This is a genomic window from Dyella sp. (genome assembly GCF_035508675.1).
Taxonomy (GTDB): Bacteria; Pseudomonadota; Gammaproteobacteria; order Xanthomonadales; family Rhodanobacteraceae; genus Dyella_B.
This window is the reverse complement of sequence record NZ_DATJMN010000226.1, coordinates 1-5,510: the sequence shown is the minus strand read 5'-3', so window position 1 is coordinate 5,510 and position 5,510 is coordinate 1. Positions and strand designations below refer to the sequence as shown.

At 62.3% G+C, this 5,510-nt stretch carries 3 protein-coding genes and 3 pseudogenes; all 6 read right to left on the bottom strand.

Going from position 1 to position 5,510, the window contains the following annotated elements:
* Nucleotides 1–1,169: pseudogene (locus VMA74_RS12150) on the bottom strand (hypothetical protein); the annotation flags it as partial.
* 96 nt (nucleotides 1,170–1,265) lie between these two features.
* Nucleotides 1,266–1,400: pseudogene (locus VMA74_RS21635) on the bottom strand (ESPR-type extended signal peptide-containing protein); the annotation flags it as partial.
* A 264-nt stretch (nucleotides 1,401–1,664) separates the two neighbouring features.
* On the bottom strand, nucleotides 1,665–2,477 hold the full coding sequence (locus VMA74_RS12145; protein WP_325367284.1) for a sulfotransferase: 813 nt from the start codon (nucleotides 2,475–2,477) through the stop codon (nucleotides 1,665–1,667).
* A 640-nt stretch (nucleotides 2,478–3,117) separates the two neighbouring features.
* On the bottom strand, nucleotides 3,118–3,633 hold the full coding sequence (gene ssb / locus VMA74_RS12140; protein WP_325367283.1) for a single-stranded DNA-binding protein: 516 nt from the start codon (nucleotides 3,631–3,633) through the stop codon (nucleotides 3,118–3,120).
* 159 nt (nucleotides 3,634–3,792) lie between these two features.
* Nucleotides 3,793–5,094 (bottom strand): carbohydrate porin, encoded by a 1,302-nt coding sequence (locus VMA74_RS12135; RefSeq protein ID WP_325367282.1) that lies wholly within the window; start codon nucleotides 5,092–5,094, stop codon nucleotides 3,793–3,795.
* Between the two features lie 242 nt (nucleotides 5,095–5,336).
* Nucleotides 5,337–5,510, bottom strand: a pseudogene (locus VMA74_RS12130) (glycerol kinase); the annotation flags it as partial.

The following is a 5,510-nucleotide window of genomic DNA, read 5'->3' as shown; positions in this document are numbered from 1 at the left end:
CTGGTGGTACCGACCAGCTCGCCCTGCTGAATGGTCCAGTTGATGCCCGCGTTGCCGGTGCCGGTCAGCGTCCAGGTGATGTCGCCGATCTTGGTGTTGTTGGCGAAACCGACATCCTGGCTCACATTGAACGAGCCATTGGCATTGCCGCCCAGCGTCAGCGTATCGCCCGTGGCGGGGTCGCTGCCGCTGGTGCTGACGATATTGCCGGTAAAGCTGGCGCCCGATTCGATCACCAACTGGTTGCCGCCGCCGGAAAACAGCACCGCATCGGCCTGCGTGCTGCTGTTGCTGCCACCGGCAATCGCGCCACTGTCATCGACGATGGCGCCACCCCATGCACGCAGGCCGACACCCGGCGTACCGTTCTGCGCCGAGGTGCCGGCCACCGGGCTGACACCAGCGCCACCGCCGGTGATGGTGCCCGAGTTGGTGAGCGTTGCGCCCACACCGACCAGGTTCACGCCGGCACCGCCGCCGCCGTATCCGCCTGGCAGGTTCTCGCCATCCTGGAACGCGCCGGGAGCGCCACCGGCGCCGCCGCTAATCGTGGCGCCCGCGCCATTGGTGACTCTAGCCCCCGCACCGAGGACCAGCAGGCCATCGCCACCACCGCCGCCGCTGCCGGCATAGCCGCCATAACCGCCGGTGCCGCCCCTGCCGCCCGTCAACGTGCCGTTGTTGGTGAACGTCACAATGTTTGCGCCTGCACCGATGATCACACCCGCACCACCACCACCGCCGGCGCCCGGATCAAAGTTCGACTCGCCATCCGCTGCGCCGCCCTGGCCGCCCTGCCCGCCAGTGATCGTCACGGTGGACGCCACGGTCTGTGTCGAATTGCTGATGCTGATGAAAACACCCGCACCGCCACCGCCACCGCCACCGCCAACAGGGCTAACGGAAGGCGCATCCTCGCCGGCACCGCCGGTGCCACCGCTGACGGAGGCGCTGACATCGTCGGTCGCCCCGACCGCGCCGCCGCTTCCGCCCGTCGAGGTGAGGTCGTAGCCATCGGCGTCAAAGATCGCCGTGGCGCCAGCGCCGCCGACACCATTGGTGGCGGTGTTGCCCGGAGTTTCGGAGGTATTGGGGTTCCAGGTAATCCCATCGCCCCCCGTACCATTGCCCGAACCGCCATTAGGGCTACGGCCGGGACGCCCACCCACACCACCCGCCGCACCACATCCCGATGGATTGGAGGACGTACAGGTCTGGCTCCAAGCCGGAGCGCTAACCCAAGCCAGCGCCAAGGCGGCCATCGCCAACGCAAGTGGACGGCGTCGCGGGGAGCGTGGCGCGCAGGTACCGCAAGACGAGCCTGGGTTGCGCGCGCGTTCAGAAGCCACCTGCACGACAGCCAGCGACCGATTCCATACGAGTCGATAGACACGGTTCATTCGATTGTCCCCTGCTATGCAGCCGGGTCGCAGTGTGGGTGTGCGGCCGCAGCTGAAAATCGCGGCAATGCCACGCCGCCGGTGAAGTCCCTAACGCGAGATGCCCTCTCGCGCCGATGTTCGCCAGCGTATGCACATATGACTCGCCACCTGCATCGACGCGCTGGCGCTTTATCGTGATCCATGTGACACATGGCATCAACTACTTTTCACGAAGGATGCCGGCACCGCGGTGTCTTCACGCGTTTACTTGCGCTGATGCGCCTACACCACTCTCACGCCGCGGGGGTTTGCTTGTGCATTGAGCCAGAAGGCATCGTTCTCGAAGCGCCGGAAGACATCCGGCGGTAACAATGTGCTGCGCGTGCGCGCGACAACCTTCCTGCCGACCGTGTGCAGGCCCGGCGTACCGGCACGTGCGTCGAACGCATCGGCATCGAAATGCACGTTGTCGAAATCGTGCTGGAACGGCGGCTCGCCGATGAATTCGTAAACCGCCGCCATCGCCTTCGCGGGATCGCTCACCAGCGTCTCATATTGCAACAGCATCAGATGCTGCGCATGTTCGCCATAGAACGCTTCCTTCAACGCGTTATAGGCGTGCCCTACCATGCCTTCCCCATTGGCGACGCCTTCGGCGCGGCTATAGACCGTGCCCCCGGTTTGAAAATTGAAAATGGACGAGGGCTGCAGCGCATTATTTCGGACCACTCGCTCCAGGCTGTCGATGACCCACGACACGTGGCGTACACATGCGATCATTTTCAAGTTCGGGAAAAGCGCGCACAGCGCCGGCAACTTCGAACACCATGCGCGGCTGGTATCGAAGAGGACCTCGCCGGCGAACTCGTCGCCGTAATAATTTTCGAAAAGCCCCTGCACGACGCGCCGACGCTGTTCGTGGGTGATGAACATCGAAAACTCGTTGCGATCGCTCATCTCGCCCAGCATGGCATTGACCATGCCTGCAAGCGGACCGCTCATGCCTGCGTGAAACCGTGGATTCTGTCGCAGCAGCGCCGCGAGCAGCGTAGAGCCGGACCTGGGCAAGCCTGATATGAAATGAATGGACCGCACTCGCTTTCCTCTTTATAGGATCCGCCCTTACACAAGGTGGCCGATTATGAGCACTTATCAGCCTCTTTGAGCAATGGCATGTCCGAACTAGAACAGATTGACGCACCCAGCTGATCGTGCGGCGCTCGCCTTCCACAATCCAGCTCGTTACGCCGTCGCCCCCAACCACTCCAGCAGCATTGGCCCAGATGACTGAGCATCAGAACACGCTGCGGGTCTATGCCGGCGAACCCTTTATGCATGACCCCTCTTTACATGCGCGCCTGTCGCGCATGCCCGTTCCTTCGCAAGTGATTTGGGGTGAAAGCGACGATTGTCGATATCGCGCATAGGCAGCGAATTGCCGCCGCCATGCCCGACTCATGGCTCAGCGTTGTGTCTGAGGCTGGACATTTCCCGCAGATCGAACCGCTCGAACAAGTCGTCGAAATGATCGGAGACTTTGGAAGCCGTGCGTAGGATTCATGACGCAATCGCCTCTCTCATCCCGCAAAGACCACCATACCTTTCCAGGTACAGCGTAGACGAATGCTCTGGCTATAAAACCCGGTACGAAGATGTCCAGCTTTAAACAGCAAAAGCCCCCGAAAGATCGAGGGCTTGGATTCAAAAGCCGTACAAAAGCAGCCTGATGTCCACTTCAGAACGGAATGTCATCATCATCGAACTGGTTGCCGCCACCCACATCCGGCGGGGGCGTCGACTGGCGCTGGGGCGCGTTGCCGTAGTCGTCACCAAACGGCTGGCGGGGCGCGCCGCCACCCTGCGGGCGTTCGCGATAACCGCCACCGCCACCGCCCATGCCGGCCTCGCTACCCGGCCTGCCGCCGAGCATCTGCAGATCGCTGGCCACGATGTCGGTGGTGTAGCGCTCGACGCCGTCCTTGCCGGTGTACTTGTCGTAACGCAATGCCCCTTCCACGTAGACCTGCTGGCCTTTCTTGAGATATTCACCGGCAATCTCGGCCAGGCGGCCAAACATCTTCACGCGGTGCCACTCGGTTTTTTCTTGCTTCTGGCCGGTCTGCTTGTCGGTCCATTGGTCTTTGGTGGCCACGCTGAGATTGGCGATCGCGCTGCCACCAGCGGTGTAGCGGACTTCAGGATCCGCGCCAAGGTTGCCGACCAGGATGACTTTGTTAACGCCGCGTGCCATGTGTGACCTCGAAAAACTGAATCAGGATAAGGGCCTTCCATCTCGCCCGGGGAGCTTAGAACGGATGCTCGACGCGCATCCAGCGCCCACAGGAGCCATCAAGCATAGGCTCATGGCCCGCCATGATACACGCCCCGCTCCCGATCCCATGTCCGCGCTTCAGAACTTGGCCACGACCCGCAACCCCCAGACGGTGGCGTCGTGGTTGGCGCTGGTGCCGCCAGGGTGGTGGATGTACTGCACGTTGGGCATCAATGCCAGGCCGTGCCAGAGCTGGAACTGGTAGTTCAGCTCGGTGATGTATTCGTAGCCTTGCACCGGCACGGGGCCTAGTCCGACGTCGTTGATCGAGCGCTCGGCGTTGGCCACCCGGCTGCTGACGCGATCGCGGCCGACGGCGAAGCCCAGGCGATCATCCGGGCGCGCTGCAAAGGGTCCGTCGTACAGCAGGCCGACTGAGATCATCTGGTCGACCAGATCGGTATGGGGATCGGCTTGTACGACATTGCCGAACACGCTCAGGCCACCGCCGCCGGCATTGCGGGTGAGTTGCTGCTGGCCCATGAAATAACTGCCGGACACGCTGCTCTGCAATGCGTTGGCATCGCTACCCAATAGCTGCTGTGCGCCATCCACGCTCAGGAACACGTCCTGGTAACGCGCTGTGTTGCGCCAGCCGCCAACCCGCCAGATGCCTTGCAAGCCGTTCTGCTCGCCGCCAAGATGCGTATGCCAATCCAGTTCGGCCAGCATCAAGGTGCCGATATTCGGCCCTGAGGGCGACAGCTTCAGCCCTTGCGAAGTGGCGGCATTGTTCGGGTTGACCTCGAAGCCGCCGAACTTGATCGTCCAGGCGGCCGATGGGTTGATCGCGATGACGCCACCGGTTTGCGCCAGCGGCCATGCATCCACGCCTTTGGAGATCCAGCCCGGCAGCGCGCCGCAAAAATTGAGATTCTGGAAGTCGCACGCGAACGGAAAGAAATCGACGCCGATATCCATGCGGCCGTATTTCAGGTCGACCAGGCCGTTCCACAGCGACTGCTCCAGATAGAAGCGCGTGATGCGCGTGATGTTGCCGCCACCGTAGATTTCCTGTGATTCCAGCAAGGTGCCGAGATGGGCTTTCGCATCGATCTGACTGCCGTTGCGATCGTTGATGTCGATGTGCAGCGAGCCACCGGTCCATCCCCACAGCTTCTGAAAATCAAACGCCGCGTGGACATGAATCTGATCGGCATAGGCATCCGTTTGCCGAATCCCGCCGCTGGTGTTGTGTGCGAATTCGCCGAGGTAGTCGACACCGAGGTCGATACCCTGGTCGTACAGCCGCTGGCGCGCGCCATCCCAGTCGCCAGTGAGGGTGGTGTTGGCGTAATCCTGGTCGGCAGCGATGGCTTTTCCGCTGGTGGCAATGACGCATCCTGCCATCGCAATCAAGGCAATGCTTTTCTGTTGCATGCGGATTCTCCTGGAACGTCGGAACAACGAACGACACAAGCGCTGACACCGGACATGAGGGGACCCTGCGGGCACATGCCTGCCCGCCCGTGCGCGTGATCGGGTCAGCGTGAAATCGGCTGGGGAGCTCCCGCTCTGGCGCTCGTCATCCGGTGACGCCAGCGTTACTGAAAGTCGCTGGGTCCCGGCCTGCGCCGGGACGACGTCAAAAGAGCGGCAAGTCCTTGGTCACTCGAACAAACTCAAATCTTGAAAGCCATAGTCGCCTCCACGGCCTGTTTCCAGCCCGCGTAGAGCGCTTCGCGCCGAGCCTCCGGCATGTCCGGTTCGAAGCGACGATCGATCGCCCAGTGCCGCGCAATGTCCTCGCGGCTGGACCAGAAACCGGTGGCAAGACCGGCGAGATAAGCCGCACC

Excerpts from the sequence above, each read along its gene's own strand:
- VMA74_RS12135 (WP_325367282.1), bottom strand. The coding sequence starts at position 5,094 with ATGCAACAGAAAAGCATTGCCTTGATTGCGATGGCAGGATGCGTCATT.
- ssb (WP_325367283.1), bottom strand. The coding sequence starts at position 3,633 with ATGGCACGCGGCGTTAACAAAGTCATCCTGGTCGGCAACCTTGGCGCG.